15 protein-coding genes are annotated in these 20,332 nt (G+C 55.3%); 4 read left to right on the top strand and 11 right to left on the bottom strand.

Annotated elements, in window-relative coordinates; genetic code table 11:
• The first annotated feature begins 2 nt into the window (after positions 1-2).
• Both phnL and phnN read left to right on the top strand, forming a co-directional pair.
• Positions 3-686 (top strand): phosphonate C-P lyase system protein PhnL, encoded by a 684-nt coding sequence (gene phnL / locus K3729_09935; GenBank protein UWQ97807.1) that lies wholly within the window; start codon positions 3-5, stop codon positions 684-686.
• Positions 683-1,228 carry a phosphonate metabolism protein/1,5-bisphosphokinase (PRPP-forming) PhnN gene (gene phnN / locus K3729_09930; protein UWQ97806.1) on the top strand — a complete coding sequence of 182 codons (546 nt, stop codon included), beginning with the start codon at positions 683-685 and terminating at the stop codon, positions 1,226-1,228. The genes phnL and phnN overlap by 4 nt, the downstream gene beginning before the upstream one ends.
• Here the strand turns inward: phnN and K3729_09925 are convergent.
• The gene (locus K3729_09925) at positions 1,210-1,881 is read right to left on the bottom strand and encodes a DUF1045 domain-containing protein (protein ID UWQ97805.1); all 672 of its coding nucleotides are present in this window, start codon (positions 1,879-1,881) and stop codon (positions 1,210-1,212) included. The two genes, phnN and K3729_09925, sit on opposite strands and share 19 nt — an antisense overlap.
• On the opposite strand from K3729_09925, the gene K3729_09920 reads away from it, so the two are divergent.
• Entirely contained in the window at positions 1,880-3,076 is a 1,197-nt protein-coding gene (locus tag K3729_09920) for an alpha-D-ribose 1-methylphosphonate 5-triphosphate diphosphatase (GenBank protein ID UWQ97804.1), read from the top strand. The two genes, K3729_09925 and K3729_09920, sit on opposite strands and share 2 nt — an antisense overlap.
• Positions 3,077-3,734: 658 nt before the next feature.
• Here the strand turns inward: K3729_09920 and K3729_09915 are convergent.
• The 7 genes from K3729_09915 to K3729_09885 all read right to left on the bottom strand — a co-directional run bounded on the left by K3729_09915 (position 3,735) and on the right by K3729_09885 (position 13,291).
• Positions 3,735-4,322 carry an AAA family ATPase gene (locus tag K3729_09915; GenBank protein ID UWQ97803.1) on the bottom strand — a complete coding sequence of 196 codons (588 nt, stop codon included), beginning with the start codon at positions 4,320-4,322 and terminating at the stop codon, positions 3,735-3,737.
• Entirely contained in the window at positions 4,319-4,648 is a 330-nt protein-coding gene (locus K3729_09910; protein UWQ97802.1) for a hypothetical protein, read from the bottom strand. Before K3729_09910 ends, K3729_09915 begins: the two co-directional genes overlap by 4 nt.
• A 291-nt stretch (positions 4,649-4,939) precedes the next feature.
• Positions 4,940-5,602 (bottom strand): hypothetical protein, encoded by a 663-nt coding sequence (locus K3729_09905; GenBank protein ID UWQ97801.1) that lies wholly within the window; start codon positions 5,600-5,602, stop codon positions 4,940-4,942.
• A 3-nt stretch (positions 5,603-5,605) separates the two neighbouring features.
• The gene (locus K3729_09900; protein ID UWQ97800.1) at positions 5,606-7,003 is read right to left on the bottom strand and encodes a selenium-binding family protein; all 1,398 of its coding nucleotides are present in this window, start codon (positions 7,001-7,003) and stop codon (positions 5,606-5,608) included.
• A 271-nt stretch (positions 7,004-7,274) separates the two neighbouring features.
• Positions 7,275-8,930, bottom strand: a complete 1,656-nt coding sequence (locus K3729_09895) for a BCCT family transporter (GenBank protein ID UWQ97799.1) — start codon at positions 8,928-8,930, stop codon at positions 7,275-7,277.
• Between the two features lie 147 nt (positions 8,931-9,077).
• Entirely contained in the window at positions 9,078-11,585 is a 2,508-nt protein-coding gene (locus K3729_09890; GenBank protein ID UWQ97798.1) for a CoA transferase, read from the bottom strand.
• 38 nt (positions 11,586-11,623) lie between these two features.
• Positions 11,624-13,291 carry a GMC family oxidoreductase N-terminal domain-containing protein gene (locus tag K3729_09885; protein UWQ97797.1) on the bottom strand — a complete coding sequence of 556 codons (1,668 nt, stop codon included), beginning with the start codon at positions 13,289-13,291 and terminating at the stop codon, positions 11,624-11,626.
• Positions 13,292-13,475: 184 nt separating this feature from the next.
• Between K3729_09885 and K3729_09880 the strand changes: the two genes are divergently transcribed.
• Positions 13,476-14,387: a LysR family transcriptional regulator gene (locus K3729_09880; protein UWQ97796.1), complete on the top strand. Its 912-nt coding sequence runs from the start codon at positions 13,476-13,478 to the stop codon at positions 14,385-14,387.
• A 378-nt stretch (positions 14,388-14,765) separates the two neighbouring features.
• On the opposite strand, the gene K3729_09875 is transcribed toward K3729_09880, so the two are convergent.
• The 3 genes from K3729_09875 to K3729_09865 form a co-directional block, all read right to left on the bottom strand.
• Positions 14,766-15,272, bottom strand: a complete 507-nt coding sequence (locus K3729_09875; protein ID UWQ97795.1) for a hypothetical protein — start codon at positions 15,270-15,272, stop codon at positions 14,766-14,768.
• Positions 15,265-15,942 carry a TniQ family protein gene (locus tag K3729_09870; GenBank protein ID UWQ97794.1) on the bottom strand — a complete coding sequence of 226 codons (678 nt, stop codon included), beginning with the start codon at positions 15,940-15,942 and terminating at the stop codon, positions 15,265-15,267. Before K3729_09870 ends, K3729_09875 begins: the two co-directional genes overlap by 8 nt.
• Positions 15,943-16,462: 520 nt before the next feature.
• Positions 16,463-20,101 carry a vitamin B12-dependent ribonucleotide reductase gene (locus tag K3729_09865; GenBank protein ID UWR01007.1) on the bottom strand — a complete coding sequence of 1,213 codons (3,639 nt, stop codon included), beginning with the start codon at positions 20,099-20,101 and terminating at the stop codon, positions 16,463-16,465.
• Between the last annotated feature and the right edge of the window lie 231 nt (positions 20,102-20,332).

Raw genomic sequence — 20,332 nt, 5'->3', positions numbered from 1 at the left:
CGATGATTGATCTTAAAGACGTTTCAAAAACATTCACCCTGCACAATCAAGGTAGTGCCGTGATTGAAGTCATCAACTATGTCTCCCTGTCCGTCGCCAAAGGCGAATGCGTCGCCCTGACCGGAGCATCGGGCGCAGGTAAATCGACGCTGATGCGCATGATCTACGGCAACTACCGGACGCAAGCAGGTGAAATTCGGATCGGCGATGTCGACATAGTGCAGGCGCAACCGCGCGAGGTCATCAACCTGCGTCGCGATGTGCTTGGCTACGTCAGTCAGTTCCTGCGGGTTGTGCCACGTGTGCCAACGTTAGATGTGGTGGCCGAACCATTGCGTGCGGTGGGTGTATCCGCCGATGATGCCGAAACACGCGCCAAGCGGTTGTTGTCACAGCTGAATATCCCAGAACGGCTGTGGTCCCTTTCGCCCACAACGTTTTCAGGCGGCGAACAACAGCGCGTGAATATCGCGCGAGGTTTCGCGCATGAATATCCTGCAATGCTGTTGGACGAGCCCACCGCGAGCCTTGATGCTGCCAACCGCGAAGTCGTGCTGTCATTGATCGAAGACGCAAGGGCACGCGGCGCTGCGATCATCGGGATCTTCCACGATGAAGCGGCCCGCGAGCGTCTGTGTGATCGGGAAATAGACGTGAGCCAATTCACGCCAAAGGTGGCGGCATGACGCAAGGACGCCTCATCGCAGTTGTTGGGCCGTCCGGCGTCGGCAAAGACAGCGTGATGGCAGGTCTGCATGATTTGATGCCAAGCATGCATCTGGTGCGCCGGGTCATCACACGCGCACCGGGCCTTGGCGGCGAAGACTATGATGCAGCTACCCCTGCCGCGTTTGAGACCTTGGCGCAAGATGGGGCATTCGCGATCCATTGGGGCGCGCATGGTTTGCGCTATGGTATCCCGATCAACGTGAGCGACCGACTTAACAAAGGGACGGACTGCCTCGTAAATTTTTCACGCAAAGCGCTCAACGATGCCGCAAAGATTTTTCCTCAATTTGTCGTTCTGAATATTACAGCATCCGAGGAAACATTGGCCAAACGCCTTGCTGCGCGTGGTCGCGAAAGCGAAGAAGACATCGCACAAAGGATATCTGTCGCAATCAAACCTTTGCCTGCAGGCCTCAAAGTCATCCATGTGTCGAACGACGGCCCCTTGCCCACAACGATCGCACATGCAGCCAAGCTGCTTCAGCCGGTCAGGGCATAAAGATGGATCAGCTCAAAGCGACCATCTTCGCGTTCACCGCACAGGGCGATCTGGTCAATCACAAACGGCTTGGGCAAATCGGGCAAATGACTGCTTGCAACATCTGTCCAACGCGCGATGTCTTCCTCCGGCAAACGCCCCGAAAGGGTCAGATGGAAACGGAACTCGTCCATCACATATGGATAGCCCCATTGCGTCAAAAGCGCATCTTGGCGCGCACTCAGTCCAGCGGCACGGCGGCGGTCCAGTTCAGCCGCGCTTGCGGGCGCGCGAAACGGATCGAGATCACACACGTAGGCCTGCGCCACGCGCCGTGCCCCAGACACATCACCGCTTGGCGTCAACGCAAGAAAACCGCCCAACGTGGTCAATTCCAAACCATCGCTGACTGCGGGTTTTACCATCGCGGCAAGATCTGCCGCCGCGCGCTCGAGTTCCGCGAAAGATCGCCCTGCTGCCAGCTTGAACGGCGGCTTCAACGTCCCGTGGAACCCGTACTTCATCGGTGTCATCGTGATGTCACGCAAACCGTACACAGATGGCTGAACAACGTCACGACCAGTCACAACATCCCAACCCAGCCACGCGGCACCAAAATCTGCCAAAGCGCCTTCCGGCGGGATAAAGTAAATCGCAAATCGAGAATATGACATGAATTCCCCTTTTCCTGCGCCCTCTTTTACAAAGTCTTGTGACACCAGCACGACAAACGACATTTGTTTGGCGAATGCACAGCTCGTTTTGGCAGATCAAGTCCTAACCGGATCGATAACAATCGAACAGGGCGTGATTACCGACGTTGCCGAAGGTGACCTTGTCCCAAATGGTGCAGTTGATTGCGCCGGTGATCTTGTTTTACCTGGACTAGTTGAGTTGCACACCGACAACGTCGAACGCCACATGGAACCCCGCCCAAAGGTGGATTGGCCCCATCTGCCTGCCCTTCTGGCACATGACGCGGAACTTGCGTCCACAGGGATCACGACTGTCTTTGACGCCATGCGCGTAGGATCGATCTACAGCAGTCAAAAAGGGCAATATGTTGAATACGCCCGCACACTTGCAAATGAACTATTGGCGGCACGGGCCGAAGGTCTGTTTAAGATCAGCCACTTCCTGCATCTGCGGGCAGAGATATGTTCAGAAACGCTTCTTGAAGAATTGGCCACGTTTAGCGTCGACGATCGGGTCGGCATCGTTAGCCTAATGGACCACACGCCGGGTCAACGACAGTTCCGTGATCTTACAGCGCTTAAAACCTACGTCGGCAAAAAGCGTGGCATGAACGATACCGAATTTGCGGAACACGTTGAAAATCAAATAAATCTTCAAAAACGATACGGCGCAAAGCACGAAATCGGCGCGGTTAGCGAGGCCAAACGCCTCGGCGCTGTGCTGGCCAGCCACGATGATACCACCGGTGAACATGTTGCGACGTCAGCCAAAAACGGCGTCGGCTTTGCTGAATTTCCGACGACTGTTGAAGCTGCACAAGCCTGTCGCGCACATGGGATCGCAGTGATGATGGGGGCGCCCAACCTGATACGGGGTGGCTCGCATTCCGGAAACGTCGCGGCGGAAGATCTAGCAAACGCTGACCTTCTGGATATCGTGTCTTCCGACTACGTCCCGTCGGCCCTGCTATTATCTGCCTTCCATCTCGCCAAAACTTGGAACGACGTCCCACGCGCAATCGCCACGGTCACAAGCAATCCAGCCAAAGCCGCCGGCCTCACTGATCGCGGCCAGTTAGAAGTTGGGTTGCGTGGAGACGTCTTGCGGGTGCATCAGAACCGCAAAACACCGATCTTGCGAAACGTCTGGAGCCAAGGCCGACAAGTGGGATGACAGCTACTACGAGGAAGGGTGAAACCTGCTAACGTTTGACCCGCCCCTATGAAATAAGGCAGAAACCGCCACCTGCGAGATGCCGTAATTTCGTCGGAATAAGTTTGTCGGCTTAATCAAATATCGTTTGTTTTCAGAGTCTAACGGAAGCGCAATTTGGAAATTTCACTATTCCTGGCACCAACTTCATAATTATCTATGTTTTCAATAAGATAAAGAAAAAACCCACAGCTGAAACAGCTGCAGGGTCATCCGTTTTCATAGGTTTTGAGCCAAACTATTGTCGGTAGAGAACTCCCACCGCAATCCGATATCGATTATCGACTAAGAAGACATTTGCCGGATCCGATACGCCGGTCCATCGCTGAAAAATAACAGCGAGATCGCCGATGAGAACCTGTTTTCTACCGGGATGTACGACACTGATTTCCGCCAAAGCGTGGATGACTAGCGCGATCAACCTACCCCATCGACCATTGGAGGCATGGATCAACCGATTGTAAACCTCTGAGTTGCGCACTTCAGTCGGGTCTAGGCCCACGACTTCAGAGTACGTCAAAAGGATTGAATCGACCTCTTTCAGGCCGATCTCATTGTAGGCGATATCATCATAGGTGATCGGTTCGATCAGACTGGTCAGCTGCTCATTCTGATTCGCTTAGTCCAAAAGCTCTGAGACGCCGGAGTAAATCGGTAGCACTGGCCAACCTGGCCGCTTCATGAGATCTTTTAGACCGTTCAAGATCACTTCGTTCTCATTCGCTTTTTTGTCCACGAACAGATGCTGTGCCTCATCGATATTGAGGATCAGGTATTTGTCGCGTCGAAGCTGAGATTCCGCCCTTGACCAAATCGTGTCAGTTCTGCGGTGATCAAGACTGAATGAGAATTCCATGGCTTCCAAGAACGCCATCCCCAACCCCCTCCAGTTAACTGCCGACCGCAGTGACACCCGGACATATTTCCTTTGGAAATCTCCAGCCAAAGGCTCCTCTGACGCTGCAAACCCACGCAGAAGATGCTTGATGTCATGACACTTACCAGTTCTGGTTCCACCGGTAACCATCAGACCTCGACCCTCCACATGCTGCCCCGCAAGATAGGCCGAAAGGAACTGGTCCAGTACGCGGTCGAAGGCGCTGCCGAGAAGCTGATACCGCGGCAATTCATAGTACCGCGACTTCAGCGTTTTCAGGACCGCGATCGACGGTTTCACATCGGCGTCCGTGCTCTTAGTGCCGTTCATTTCAATGATCCTTTACCTTCCGGCGCACCGGTGAATTTCTGAACTTTCTTTGCGGGTGATTTATCGCCGCTGCTTGTTGCCACATCCGGCATGTCGGCGTCGTCATCATCATTAACGTCCTCGACCGCAGCTTCGTCCCCGGGCGTATAGACTCCTTCTCCCATGCCAATCGGCTCAGCCAAGGCAGACAGGGCGGCTGACGGGCTGGCGTCTTCACCGTGAAGGATGGTCATGTCGGAACCAGCAAGCGTATCAGCTAGGCGCTGCGCTTCGGCGCGTTTGATCACTTTGTGCTCCTTGCCGTAGAATGCGAGGAGTCCGTCCATTTCAGCGCGCACACGGTTGTAGAAACGGTACACAGCATGAACTCACCTGTGTCTTGGTCAAAGACACGAACGGCCCAAAGCCGACCTCCAGCCGACCCCGAGGATGCTGCAGTGTTGCCCGTCAGACCGGACCTTCGCTGCGTCCGCGAGGTTGTTGCGAAGTCTGAGGTCTCGATCGCGGGCAAAACCGACCTTCAGTTTCGATGCCTTGCAGGCGCAGTACTCACTCGTAAGCGCGGCGCGCTCGTTGGCGCGGTTTCGTTCATTAGAACGTGGGCTTGGTTAAATGCATCAAGTTAAAGCGTGCAAAATCGCAATGGAGCCGACTGTGATAAGGCTCAGCGCCCAGACCACATCCAAGTTAAACCAAGTTTTGGTAAGGAATTTGAGACCGAGCCAAAAATACATGCCTGCCGCAAGTATCCCACCAGCCAACATCATGGCTGCCGTGTGGGCCGTAGCGACGGCAAAAGCGATTGAGACATTTGAGCTCATCAGCTCGAAAGCCGCCTCATGGCCCGTATCCAACTCTGAGACCGCGCAAATGCCCAAGTAGATCGGAACCAGCATTAGACCTGCCCCGTGAGCGAGTGCTGCAAGGAAAGACCATAGCCCGAGCTTGGCAGGGCTGATCCGAGCCAGAAACCGTGGGTGGCGGCGATTGATGAGCAGATAAAGACCCAATCCGATAACAAGAAAACCCGCGCCGATGCGGATTTCGACCTCGTATTCAACCAAGGTGATCATCATCGAGAATGGCAAGAGGATCGCCGTCATCGCGATAAAGTGGCCGATCGCCAGCGCGGCTAAAGCACGCAATAGGGCGGACGGTTTTTGTTCAAATAGTGCAGCTGACACGGCCAGTGGCCAGCCCATTCCGGGGTTAACGCCATGGTATAGGCCGGATGCTATGACGGCCCACCAAAGGGCCGCCACCGATGTTACGTCATCCAATGGTTAGACGTTCGGATAGCAGAAACTGTCTGTCGAACAGTCGCCGCCTTCCAGCCGGATCTGGTGGGACCGCATTCCTTTTGGGAATTCCACATAGAAATCTTTGTCCAGGTGAAAGCCGTTCTCGTCGTTGTTGGCCATGACCATCTGGCCGCCTTCGTCATTTGGATAGAACTGATCGTCCCACGTCGAATAGAGCGAGTTGGTCCAGTAGACGCGTTTACCGTCACGGCTGATTTCCACCATCTGAGGGCCATAGGCGAACGGTTTTCCATTGGGGTGGTCCTTGCCGCGCGCGATGCCGCCGACTTCGACCTTGCCCGCCAAAACAGGGTTCATCGGGTCAGAGACATCGTATTGGTGCATTTCACCTTGGCCCCAACAAGCAACGTAAAGGTATTTATCATCAAGGCTAAGGTCGATATCCGTCACAAGCGCCGGTACAGCCCCGAAGCCTTGCAACAGCGGCGGCAGGTTTTCCGGATCTTCGGGACGGGGATCAATAGTGATCGTTTTCTTTGCCTGCCATTTGCCGTCGTCGTCTCTCCACCACGTAAAGATCGCACCTTGTAGGTTTGATGTATCCACCACGACACCACAGAAGCCGTAGGATTTTGCAGGATCATGCGCGGGGCGAATTTCCAGCGCCATTTGGTGGTTCTCACCCAGATCAATGGTTTGGATGTTCTTGCGTTTCCGCAGGTCCCAGAAATGGATGGAATGGCCGTATTTGTTGGACAAAAGGTCCTCGGCGACGATCCCGTTTTCGAACTGCGGCGGTAGCCCCCATTCAGAGCTGACCATGTAATCCTGCGGCAGGTTCCACCAGAAATCGTAGTGTTTGTCTTGCGCGCCTCGGTCCATTTCATAACGCCCGATAATATCGAACGTCTCACAATCCATAATGAAGATACCCGGGGGGCCGTCTGTGCCATCTTCGCCACCGCCGCCAAGGGTCGAAACATAGATACCTTCAGGGCCGCAATGGATCGTATGTGGGCGGGAATATCCCGTTTTTTCGAAGATTTCTTCGGGTTCAATTGTCTTGTGGATTTTCGCCTTGAGCGGATCTTTGACATCAATCACATAAATTCGTGATGATCGGATGCCCGGTACAATCAGATAGCGACGCTCAAGAAATGCATGACCCGTAAGCGGGGATAGAGCTGACGAACAAGCGTTCCATCCAAAGTGATGGAACTCATCCCCTTTGTTTGGAACGATGACTTGATGCACGATTTCGCCGTAGGTGTCAGAGGTGGGATTTACATCGACCACCGCAATGCCATCTGATTGCGACCCATCTGGGCTTAGCATGATGGTAAAGGCATAGTTCTCTGTGGGCGCTGCCATCGCAAGCTGTGGCGTTGCGTGAAACGTTGGATCTGGCCTTAGGTTCATGGTTTTTCCTCCCGAGAAATAGTTGCTTTGAAAGTTGGTTTGGACCTCATTTTATTGACTGCTCAGAAACATCTGCGGCCACCTCCCGTCGGCCGCAAACAAATGTCTGACAATTGAAAGAGAGATTGTTTTCGAAAGCAAGGTTTTTTTGAACCGGCCCATCTCCACGACACTTGGCCGATATGGGAAAGCCTATACGCCAAGGTCATTGGCTGCTTTCGCCCGGCATCCTGTGCCGGGCGAAGGGTGAGCCGCATGGGCCCCGTTTTAGTTAGCTTTCAGTGTGAACGGACTGCACGCCGTTCTTTTCGCGAATGCCGTCTTTGACGATCGCTTTCACAAGCGAGGCGCACATCAAAACCATGACGGCCGAAAATGGCAAAGCGCCGATCACCATCGCGGATTGGATCGCCCCGACGCCGCCAGCGATCAGCAGACCACCAACAACCAAAGACAACGCCAAGCCCCAGAACAGGATGTGAGGACGGCCCGAAGGCTCTTCTGCGCCGGCAGCGTTGATCGTGTTCACGATCAGGATCGCAGAGTCAGCTGTTGTCACCAAATAGGTAAGCAACAAAACAACGACGATCACAGCCATCATCCACGCCAAACCGGAGCCAAGGATAAAGTCGAGCATCGCGAAAAGCTGGTTCTGCTGACCCGCGCCGGAAATCGCATCACCTGCGCCGCCGTTCAAGGTCAGGTCAATCGCCGTGCCGCCGACAATTGTGAACCAGACAAAACACATCACAGACGGGATCAGAATCGCGCCCAAGACATACTCCCGAACGGATCGACCGCGAGAGATACGCGCCAGAAAGACGCCAACGAAGGGTGCAAATGCGATCCACCATGCCCAGTAGAACACGGACCAACCACCCTGCCAGCTGGCAAGTTGTGCGGCTTCGCTGCCGTCAACGCCGTCAGATGACCAGACGGTGAAAAGCAACTTAGGAAGTTGAACGATATATGCCATCAAGCCTTCAAGCAGCGCGGTCAGCCCGAAGAACGTTGACCCAAAGAGCAAGAAGAACGCCAGCAGGAAAAAGCTGAGGCCCATGTTGATGTTGGAGAGCCATTTGATGCCTTTGCCAACGCCAGACAACGCGGACAATGTCGATGCGCCCATGATGACCAGAAGTGCCGTAATGACACCTGCCGTCGATGGTTTGCCTGTTGCTGCATCGATCAACCAATCGCCAAGGCCAATGCGGTGCAAGCCCGAGACGAACTGCTCAACCCCAAAACCCAGCGTCTGTGCTACACCCAAAATCGTCGCAACAACGGCAACAACATCAACGATGTGCCCAAGGATACCCGACATCCGCTCACCAAACAGCGGCGTCAGCGCCGAGCGGATCGTCAGTGGCAGATTGCGACGATAGGAAAAATACGCAAGCGACAGGCCCACAATCGCGTAGCACGCCCAGGCCGAAAAGCCCCAGTGCAGGAACGACCAAAGGTAGGCATTGGTGACGTTGTCAGCGCCGGATGCACCCGCTTCGCCCATGATAACATTGGGGTTCGTGGCGAAGTGATACATCGGTTCGGCGGTTGCAAACGTCAGCATACCGATGCCGATCCCCGCCCCGAACATCATCGAGAACCAAGAGAAATTGGAAAACTCGGGCGTGTCGCCTTCAAGGCCAAGTTTCAAGCGGCCTGTGCTTGGGATCAGGGCCAGAATGACGCAGACGATCAAAAACAGGGCAACGACGTAGATGTACCAGCTTGAGAATGCCGCAAGGAGCGCACCGTTCATGTCTCCGAGGATCGTTGCGGCTGTTTCTGGCACCGCGATGGCCCAAACGATAAGGGCCGCGATCAGAATCTTCGACGTGATCGCAACATCTTTGCTGAAGCCAGCGTAAAAGCCGCGATCAGCGGTTTGGATGGGTAGTTCCATCAATGGGGGTTTATGTGCCATGTTTCCTCCTAAATGGCGGGTGCATGCCAGATAGACTTGGTCCTCCCACGCTGGCAATCGCCGCGTGCCCTACTTTGTCTATCTTGCCTCGGTTTAGCGGGGCCGCGTATCAGGATAGATGCCAGAAACGACAAACCCGCCCGTTGGTTAGCTCGGCAAATATTCCTCACTCCAGGACTCGCTTAGATTGCCTGACTTTATCATCGCCTCGATGGCGGTCTCTGCATAACCCAATTCACGCAGGATCGCGCGGGTTGAGGTGCCGAACTTTTCGGCAGGCGTCACGGCTGTAACGGCCCCTCGGGCTGTGCGCACGGCGTATGGGTCAAGCTGGATAACGCTGTGGCCGCTTGGATGATCCGGATAATGAGAGAAGGAATAGCTGCCGTTTTCAGTGCCCGCTGTGCCGTCGGCATCCCGCAGGTTCATCGCGCGCAGGGAGTCGAGATTTTCACAAATTACGGCACCGATATCGGCGGCCTGCAAACGTTCGACCCACTCATTCGCAGGCTGCGCTTGGAAGGCGGTTGCCAGAAAGGCCGCGCGCTCGTCTTCTTCAAGATCGGGAAGTTCTTCTAGCCCCTCGACGTTTCGAAACAGCGGCAAATCATGTTCATAAGCAGAGAGCAGGATATGGCGCGAGGCGGTACTGTAAAAACGCGTCAACGCGTCATAGCCGCTGGTTTCCGGGCCGGATGGTTCATCAAACAGCCCCCGGCCTTTGTAGTCAAAGGCAAAGGGCACCTGTAGCAGCCCGCTGTTAGACGACAGCGACGTGCGCCCGCGCCCGATACGGCCAAAGCGGTATTTCTGATAGAGCGCCGCCGCAACGCCCAAGGCACCGCCAAAGCCGCACATGACGTCAATGGTGCCGACGTGGGCGTGTTCTTCGGGGCGATCCATTCCGCCACCAAAGCGTAACATGATGCCCGTGGTGGCCTGCACCAGATCGTCATAGCCGATGTAATCCGTCCGCGCCCCGCGCCGCACGCCGCTGAAACAATCCAGCTTACAGAATAGCGCATCGGGGTTGAGCTTGCGCAGGTTTTCGGGATCAAGCCCGACCTTCCTGATCTGGTTGTCCGGCGCGTTCCAGACGATCACATCAACAGATTTCACCAGATCCTCGAACACCTGCCGCCCGTGGCGCGATGTGATGTCCGCAAGGATCGAGCGTTTGCCGCGCATCTGCGACATGCCATAAATCACCGTATTCCAACTGTCATACATCGGATCGGCGGGTTCTAGTTTGATCACCTCGGCCCCGAAACGCGCCAGATAACTGGCCGAATGCGGCCCCGCGATCACGTTGCAAAGGTCGAGGATTTTCACCCCCGTCAGCCATGCCTCTTGATCCACGGCCTCGGACTCATCAGGGATTTCCGTCCGGTGCTTTTTGAGAATCTTCAGCGCTTCGTCGAAGTCTACCCAACGGCGCGGTGCCGGTTGAAGCGCTTCTTCGCCGCTTTCTTCCATCCAGACCACAGGGCCGGGCTGGGTCATCTCGCCGTAAACTGGATCCCAAACATCGATCATCAGGCCAGAGGTCTCGGCGTATTCATCATGCACCCATTCTTGCAACCAACGTTGCGGCGCACCGGGGATCAGCCCACGGCCAAACATCTTTTTCCACTCGTGCGAGGTGCGGGTCATAAAGACCTCTTTCATCCGCGCAGAAATCTTGTCCGCCCAATCCTTGGGCATAGGGTACACGCCCAACGACGTCCGGCTCTCCCACTGCGACCACGGCTTATAGGTGTCTTCCTCAGACGTCAGACCCTCTTCGACGAGTTCGTCGTAAATGCCCAGCACCTCAAGACAGCGGCGGGCGTGGTTCTTGTGGCTCGGGCAGACAACATAGAACCCGCGGCCGTCTTTGCACATGTAGCTGCGAAAGAACGGGTCCATCAGTTCTTGCAGGTCTTCGTAGCTGACATTCATCGGCAGACCTTCGACGCGGCGGCGTTCGATCTCTGTCTCGCGCTGTGTCAGGTAGCGTTCCGGCATTTGGCCAACGTGGATCGAATTGTAGCACAGCCCTTCCATAACAGCAGCCGCGAGCGGCACTTCGATCTGGTCGCCAAGCCCCGTGACCTGACGCGATTGCAGCGCCAGAACCGTGGCAGAGGCAGCGATCTGCGAAGCATAGGCCGAAGCCAAAGGCAGCGGAGAGAACGACGGGTTCAGCCCCATCAAAACACGGTTCAACCCCATATCGGTGAATACACCCGAACTGGCAGACACGATGCTTTCATAGGCGCGCAGCTCGCGCCGCTCCTCATCATTAGAGGCAAAACCAGGCACGGAAATGGTGATCAACTCGGGGCGCTCTTCCCGCATTGTGGCGAAATCGAACCCGAGCTTGGCCATTTTCCCGGGGCGGAAGTTTTCGACGATAATGTCAGCCTCGGCGCAGAGCGCACGGGCCTTCTCCAACCCGTCGTCGGTTTTCAAATCAAGGTTCACGATAACCTTGTTGCGGTTCAGCGTCGCATTGGCAGGACTGTCCCACATGGAGCCGTCCGGCGGGTCGATGTGCACGATCGTGGCACCCAGATCACCCAGCAACATTGCGACGGCGGGGCCTGCGATATACTGGCCAAAATCAACAACCTTGACGCCGGTAAGGGGCAAGTTGGAAAACGAATTACGCATGGGGCAACCTCAGATAGGAAACGAGTTTAGGGGGCGGCCTATTGGCCGGAGAGAATCCAGCCGGCGGCTTTCTCGGCGATCATGATGGTCGGGGAATTGGTGTTGCCGCTGACAATCTCCGGCATCACCGAGGCATCCACCACGCGCAGACCGTCGATGCCTTTGACGCGCAGGTGCGGATCCAAAACTGCCGTCTCATCATCGACGCTGCCCATTTTAACCGTGCCAACTGGGTGGAAAATCGTGCTGGCGATGTCACCGGCAAGCCGTGCGAGTTCTTCGTCGCTTTGATACTGAACACCGGGCTTGTATTCCTCGGGCGCATAGGGCTGCATCGCAGGTTGGGCCATGATTTCGCGGACCTGGCGCAGGCTGTCGGCGGCGACTTTGCGGTCGTCCTCGGTGTCCAGATAGTTCGGCGAAATCTCTGGTGCGTCGCGAAAATTCCCCGACGCGATCCGTACCGTCCCGCGGCTGGTCGGGTTCAGGTTGCACACGCTGACGGTCATCGCTGGGAAATCGTGTAGATCGTCACCGAACGCCTCAAGGCTCAGGGGCTGCACGTGGTATTCGAGGTTGGCATGGGGGCGGCTTGGGTCAGAGCGCGTGAAGGCCCCCAACTGGCTGGGTGACATGCTCATCGGGCCAGAGCGTTTGAACAGATATTCCAGACCGATTTTCGCCTTGCCGACCATGGAATTGGCCAGCGTGTTCATGGTCTTGGTGCCCTTCACCTTGAACACCGCACGAATTTGGAGGTGGTCCTGCAGGTTTTCCCCAACGAAGGGCTGATCCAGCACCACATCAATTCCGTGCTCTTTCAACAGGGCCGCAGGGCCAACGCCGGACAGTTGCAGAATTTGCGGCGAGTTCACGGCACCAGCGGATAAGACAACCTCTTTACGAGCGGTCAAAGACACCGGCGATCCGGCGCGATGCACTATGGCCCCGACACAACGCGTCGCGCCATCTGCCTTTTTGAACGTCAGCTTTTCAACCTGCGCTTCGGTCCAGATCGTCAAGTTCTTGCGCCGCTTGGCAGGGCGTAGGAACGCCTTGGACGTGTTCCAACGCCAGCCGGATCGTTGGTTGACGTCGAAATACCCGACGCCTGCGTTGTCGCCGCCGTTGAAATCATCGGTTTTCTGAACGCCGGTCTGCTCGGCCGCATCAGAGAAACTGTCCAAAACCGCCCAATTGAGGCGCTGCTTTTCAACCCGCCACTCTCCGCCCGTGCCGTGCATATCCGAGAAACGGCTATTGTCGCCTGTCTTCGGATCGGCACCATCGTCGAGCTTGTAGTGGTCTTCATGCGATTTGAAATCGGATAGAGAGTTGTCCCAATTCCAAGCCTCTTCGCCCGTCAGCTTGGCCCACTTGTCATAATCCCGCGCTTGCCCGCGCATGTAGATCATGCCGTTGATCGACGAACAGCCACCCAGTGTTTTACCGCGCGGATATAGCAGGCTGCGCCCATTCAGGCCCTTAGCGGCTTGGGTCTTATACATCCAATCGGCACGCGGGTTGCCGATGCAATAAAGGTAGCCGACGGGAATGTGGATCCAATGGTAGTTGTCCGGCTTACCCGCCTCCAGCAACAGGACCTTGTTCGCGGGATCAGCACTTAGACGGTTGGCCATCAAGCAGCCGGCAGACCCACCACCGATCACGATATAGTCAAATTCACCGGACATGTTGTCCCCCATCCATTTAGCTTTGCTGTCGCGGCTAACCTGGAGTGAGTGATCGACGCTTTAGCGTTTTGCTGCGTAAGCAAACTGCGGCTATCGAAAAACGCCCCCTCCCTGAACGCGCCTTTCAAGACCTTTGGGCGACATGACCGTAAAAACCTAATGACAAATACCACAGACCAATATTAGTAATTTTTATATGGATCGGTTTTCAAATATTAACAGCATCTTGGCTTTCGTGACCGTCGCCCGTGAAGGCAGCGTGTCCCGCGCGGCCGAGGTGTTGAACCTGACACAGCCAGCCATCAGCCATCAATTGAAACGGCTTGGCGAAGAGACCGGGATCGCCTTGTTCAACCGGACCTCTACAGGGTTACAGATTAGCCATGACGGGGCGGCGGTTCTGGCGAAGGCCGAACAGGTTCTAAACGCGATGCAAGAGTTTCAGCGCAGTGCCCGCCAACGATCTGGCCGCATCAGTGGCAAGCTTCGGATCGGGACGATCGTTGACCCCGAGTTCATCCGGCTCGGTCGGGTGTTGGCACGTCTGCGCGCCGAACATCCTGATATCGAAACCGAACTGACCCACGGGGTCAGCGGCGATGTTATGACATGGCTCAAGCGCGGCCAGATTGATGCAGGGTTCTATCTGTGTGGGCCTGATGACCTCGACCAACTGGGGCAAGACAGCGAAGATCCGATACATGCGATTAAATTGGCTGATTTCACTTACCGCGTGATTGGTCCGGTTGGCTGGCAAAACAAGATTGAGAACGCCGATTGGTCGGAATTGGCAAAACTCCCTTGGATTGGGACCCCCGAAAAATCCGTTCACTATCGCTTGCTTTCAAAGGTTTACACGAATCCGGCTGATCGTCTGGGTGTCGTGGCCCGTGTCGACCAAGAGGCCTCGATGTTAGAGATGGTGCGGTCGGGCATCGGCCTGAGCCTGTGCCGCGACTCCATTGCGCTGCATCAAAAGCAATCCTTTGGCCTTGCAGTTTGTAACGCGGTCTCGGTGCCGGCTTGTCTTTGTTTCGTCGCCTTGGATCGTCGAAAAGACGGCCCGATGCTGTCAGAGGTGTTTTCCATGTTGCGAGAGTCCTGGTGACTGCTTTGACGCAATCAATGTGGCGCCATTTGGTGCTGATTTAGGCTCCCCATTAACGAAGCGTTCGAAGGGCCTATCTCAAAAGAAAGTTGTATAGATAGTGTATATAGAACAGACGGTGTTACCTCCCATGCCTACCCGTTCGGATTTAGATACGAAACGACCGACCTTGGAAGAAAACAAATTTGCGCTGCGCTCTTCACCCGAGCGCTATTTGGTCGGATCACTTTTCCTTTCGAAACCTTTGCGAATGACCGCTTTTCACCCTTCCGCTTTAGTTAGTTTTGTTGCAGCGAATTTCCGGTTTCCGCCCTTTGTGCCGTAACTCAATACTGCGCTTTCGGTATCCTCGTCGCATCGAAAAAGCATAGCTACTTCTCATTTGTCGATCAGGATCGCGGAAAAGTTACTCTGTCCTTTCAGCCGGAAGACTTTCTTAGCGCGGCCTTCCAGGATGAGCTTCAAAATACGATCAGTGGATGCCCCGTGCTTTCGAACCGCATCGGCGATGGTGGTCAACGTCTCCCACTTCTCAGATTCAGGAAATGATTCAAACATCTCCAGCCACGATACGATTGTCGCCTCAGTGAACCTTGGGCGCGCGAGATTGCCCCCCTCACCCGGGATCGGAATCTCGGGCTTAATCAGCGTTTCTATTTGGCCACGGGTCAAACCCAATCTCTTTTGTGCCGCAGTAAACGCAACTGAACCACTTGCCTGCTCAAGGATCTCACGCGCCTTCGCTGCGTCAAAGATGATCTCAAAGTCAGCCAGATTGCTGTTCTGTATGATGCCCGCGTCAGCCAAGATGCGGCGCAATCGTTTCGGGTGCAGATCATTGGCCGTTGCCGCCGTCCGGATAGAATGGAGGCGTCGCTCAGTCAAAGTGTGGTCCAGCGCCTGTTCTCCGGCCCCCAAATGGCCAATTTTCCAGAATATGATGCCGCAACAGATCTTTTAGAGGCTCAAACTCAGGGCCGCTCTCTGTCCCCCGTTTCAGCCAATCGTAAATCCGGCCATAGCGCGCTTGCGGCCTGTCTTGTGGCTTTCCCGGGTGCGTTCTTAAGCGTTCGAAATAAGAACGTACTTCGGAGGGGCCAGCATTCAACATAGCAGACCCGGCAGATGTTGCGATCGCTAGTTCTTCTTGCGAGAGCCGGCCCAAAGTGGCGGTCTTCCCGTGGATGACAGAGCCCCCCAACACCTCGCAAATCGCGCCCAATGCCCCGATGGGGAAGCTGTTTGCCCATCCTTCGGGATGGTCGCCGTTAAGCCGGCGAACGACGTGGTCATCGTACAGACCACCCCAAATAATCTTCTGGTCGAGTTCACCCTCCACCACTTCAAACATCCAAGGCAGCCAGGCATCTACAAATTCATGTTTGGAAGAATCTTCTGGCGGTGGGATTAAAGCAAGCTTGTGAACCGGACAGACCCGCGCCGACGAAATCACCCATAGCGTCCGAATATAGGTTTTCGTCATCGCACCAGACGTGAGCCGCATGTCGGTATCGCTAAGAAGGCACGCTGGGCAAACCCGGCTTTCGCCCCGCAAGAGATGTTGCTTTCCAAAGTCATGACCAAGGAGTTAGTAGCGAGACATTCCAGTTGGCACGCATGGCTGTCTCGTCGGGTCGCAAATCGCGACACCGGAAAGATCAGAGATCTTTCTGAAGACCTTCGGGTCCCCCTTCAAGAACCCGGCCATGGTCAGCTCAGCGTCCATCAAGACATCCGCAATTGTTGAAACCCCATTGGCGATTGCTAACCGGGAAACAAACGACGCCGTAGTCTCGTCTGGATGGAGAGTGACCGTGTTCTTTAATCTCATGGTCTTGGATGTCGCAGACAAAAAGTCGCGCCACAAGGGCTGACGCAGAAATCACACCCCTCTCCTTCGGACGGCGGCCGTAAAAAAGGGGCCCCCGCAGGGACCCCGTTAGTTTCGCTTATCGGGCTCGTGATTATACCGCTCAATGTTTTTTGCCTGCGGCCCGATCCGCGCCGGGGGTGAGCGCACCCACCCCGGGTCTCGAAAAGCGCCGAATCTTCGCAAAGATTCGGCGCCGATAGTTTTAGCTACACCCAGACGTACCGCCACAGGTGTTGCACTTCATACATGTCCCGTTGCGCACCAGAGTATAGTTGCCGCATTCGCCGCAAGCTTCGCCTTCGTACCCCTGCATTTTTGCCTTGCTACGGGCGTCCATGCTGGTGGCGACGGCCACGGTTGATGTTTCCGTCACAACAGTCTCGACCGCTAGATCACCTTCGCCCCCCGGGGCTTTTGCAGTCTCACCGCCGCCGCCGTTCAGCACGATCAGCTCTTGTGGCATCCGCTTGCGCAGGTAACCGGTAGACGAGATCTGTTTCAACACTTCCAATGACTTGGACGCTGCGGCATCGGATGGCGCTGTGACGTTGGACACACCTTCCTGCTCGCCGCGACCGATATCATCGAAAGACGCGCCTTCCGGTTTGACGTGGGCCAGATCGGTCCGGTCAAGATAGGACACAGCCAGTTCGCGGAAGATGTAGTCAAGGATCGACGTCGCATTCTTGATGCTGTCGTTGCCCTGAACCATGCCAGCCGGTTCGAACTTGGTGAATGTGAACGCGTCGACGAATTCTTCCAGCGGCACACCGTACTGCAGACCAACAGACACCGCGATGGCGAAGTTGTTCATCATGGCGCGGAAACCGGCACCCTCTTTGTGCATGTCGATGAAGATTTCACCAAGCTTGCCGCCCTCGTATTCGCCTGTCCGCAGGTACACCTTGTGACCACCAACGATGGCTTTCTGTGTGTAGCCTTTACGGCGTTCAGGCATTTTGGTGCGCTCTTGCTCTTTGTAAACTTCCTTGATGATCACCTTTTCGACGATCTTCTCGGCGAGAACAGCGGCCTTTTCGTGCATGGACCCGCTTTCCAACGTTTCCATCGCCTCATCATCGTCTTCGACCAAGGCAGCGGCCAATGGCTGGGACAGCTTTGATCCGTCACGGTACAATGCGTTCGCCTTCACACCCAAGGACCAAGACAGTTCGTAGGCTTTCTGGCAGTCCTCGATGGTCGCGTCGTTTGGCATGTTGATCGTCTTGGAAATCGCACCGGAGATAAACGATTGCGCCGCGGCCATCATGTGGATGTGGCTGTCGACGGACAGGTAACGCTTGCCCTTCTTGCCGCATGGGTTCGCACAATCAAACACGTTGAGGTGCTTTTCCTCGAGGAACGGCGCGCCTTCCAGCGTCATTGTCCCGCAGACGTGATCGTTTGCTGCGTCAATTTCGGCTTTTGTGTAGCCCAAGTGGCGCAGCAGATCGAAGGTCGGATCGTTCAGCTTCTCGGCTGGGATGCCAAGCGTTTTGGTGCAGAACTCTTCGCCCAAGGTCCACTGGTTAAACACAAAGCGGATGTCGAACGCGGCTTTCAGCGCGCCTTCCACTTTGTCGATCTCGGCTTGGCCAAAACCGTGACCGATCAAGGATGTGTGGTTGATTGCAGGGGCTTGGCCGATGGAACCGTGACCAACTGCGTACGCAATGATCTCTTCAATCTGGGCAGAGCCATAGCCGAGTGTATCCAACGCCGCAGGCACAGATTGGTTGATGATTTTGAAGTAACCACCGCCAGCCAGCTTTTTGAACTTCACGAGCGCAAAGTCAGGCTCGATACCGGTTGTGTCACAATCCATCACCAGACCGATCGTACCAGTTGGCGCAATCACAGATACCTGCGCGTTGCGGTAACCGTGCTTTTCGCCCAGCTTCAACGCTTCATCCCATGCGCCTTCAGCCAGTTTGATCAAGCGCTGATCAGGGCAGTTCGCTTGGTCCAAAGGCACAGGTTTCACGTCCAGCTTTTCGTAGCCGTCTGTATTGCCGTATGCGGCGTTGCGGTGGTTGCGGATGACTTTGAGCATGTGCTCTGCGTTCTTCGCATAACCCGGGAATGGCCCCTGCTCGCCCGCCATTTCAGCGGATGTCGCATAAGACACGCCCGTCATGATCGCTGTCAACGCGGCCCCCATAGAACGGCCTTCGTCACTGTCATAACCGTAGCCCATGTTCATCAGCAAACCGCCGATGTTCGCATAGCCCAGACCCAACGTGCGGAAATCGTAAGAGCGCTGCGCGATTTCCTTCGACGGGAACTGCGCCATCATCACGGAAATTTCCAACGTCACAGTCCAGAGACGTGTGGCGTGCATGTAGTCTTCGACTTGGAACTCGCCATTCTTGTAGAATGTCAGCAGGTTCATAGACGCGAGGTTACATGCCGTATCATCGAGGAACATGTATTCGGAACACGGGTTTGATCCACGGATTGCACCGTCTTCTGGGCATGTGTGCCACGCGTTCACGGTGTCGTGGTACTGGATGCCCGGATCGGCACAGGCCCATGCGGCGTGACCAACTTGTTCCCACAAATCACGTGCGCGGATTGTGCGCTGCACTTCACCGTCACGGCGGTTGATCAGGTCCCAGTCGTCGTCATTTTCGACAGCTTTCAGGAACGCATCTGTGACACGGATAGAGTTGTTAGAGTTTTGACCAGACACAGAAGAATAGGCCTCTGAATCCCAGTCGGTGTCATAGGTCGGGAATTCAATCGACGTGTGACCCTGCTTTGCATAATCCAAAACGCGTTTGATATACGTCTCAGGGATCGCAACCTTTTTCGCTTCGCGAACAGCAGTTTGCAAGCTGGAGTTCACCTTCGGATCGTAGGCATCCGCTTCTTTGCCGTCCCAGTCTTTGATCGCTTTGAAGATCGCGTTCAGGAACTTTTCGTGCATCTTGGAACCAGCAACGATGGACGCAACTTTCTGCTCTTCGATGACCTTCCAGTTGATGAAATCTTCGATATCTGGGTGATCCGCATCGACGATGACCATCTTGGCGGCACGGCGCGTTGTCCCACCGGACTTGATCGCACCAGCTGCACGGTCACCGATTTTCAAGAAACCCATCAGGCCGGACGATTTACCACCACCGGACAGGGCCTCCCCTTCGCCACGCAGCGAGGAAAAGTTGGTGCCTGTGCCAGAGCCGTATTTGAACAGGCGCGCTTCGCGGACCCACAGGTCCATGATGCCGCCGTCGTTTACCAAATCATCAGCAACGGACTGAATGAAGCAGGCATGCGGCTGCGGGTGTTCGTAAGAAGATGTTGATTTTGTCAGTTTGCCGGTCTTGTAGTCGACATAGTGGTGGCCTTGGGCCGGACCGTCGATACCGTAAGCCCAGTGCAGGCCTGTGTTGAACCACTGCGGGCTATTTGGTGCGGCACGCTGTGTCGCCAACATGTAGCGCATTTCGTCAAAATAAGCGCGGGCATCTTCTTCATTCGTAAAGTAGCCGCCCTTCCAGCCCCAATACGCCCATGCGCCTGCAAGACGGTCAAAAACTTGTTTGGCCGATGTTTCACCGCCAAATGTCGCATCTTTAGTCGGGACAGAGCGCCATAGAAATTCTGGAACACCCTTTTCTTTGACCTTCTTCATTTCTGAAGGAACGCCAGCCTTGCGGAAGTATTTCTGGGCGATGACGTCTGACGCGACTTGGGACCAGCCGTCAGGAATCTCGCAATTGTCCAACTTGAAAACGATTGTGCCGTCCGGGTTCCGAATTTCGGACGTCGTCGTGTTAAATGCCACAGCATCATATGCGTCTTGGCCGGCTTTGGTGAAATTGCGTTCGATTCTCATCGCGTCTGCCCCGTAATGTGCGCCGTCGTTGCGGCCTGTCCCTAGTCCCGAATCCAAACAACGGATCCGCATGTCTGCGTGCCTTGGCGATGGGCCGACCGATTCCAGTGACGAAAACCTAAGTTTTCAGCCTGTAAGTCCACAAATTGTATGAGCTTCTGCCCGTTCCCCATCCCCAACACCACATATTGTGTGGTCGTTAGCAACTCGCACAATCTGGCGCATCGCCCC

The sequence above is a fragment of the Rhodobacteraceae bacterium S2214 genome, assembly GCA_025141675.1.
Lineage (GTDB): Bacteria > Pseudomonadota > Alphaproteobacteria > Rhodobacterales > Rhodobacteraceae > Yoonia.
The sequence above is the reverse complement of the archived record's forward strand: the minus strand, read 5'-3'. Positions and strand labels throughout refer to the sequence as shown.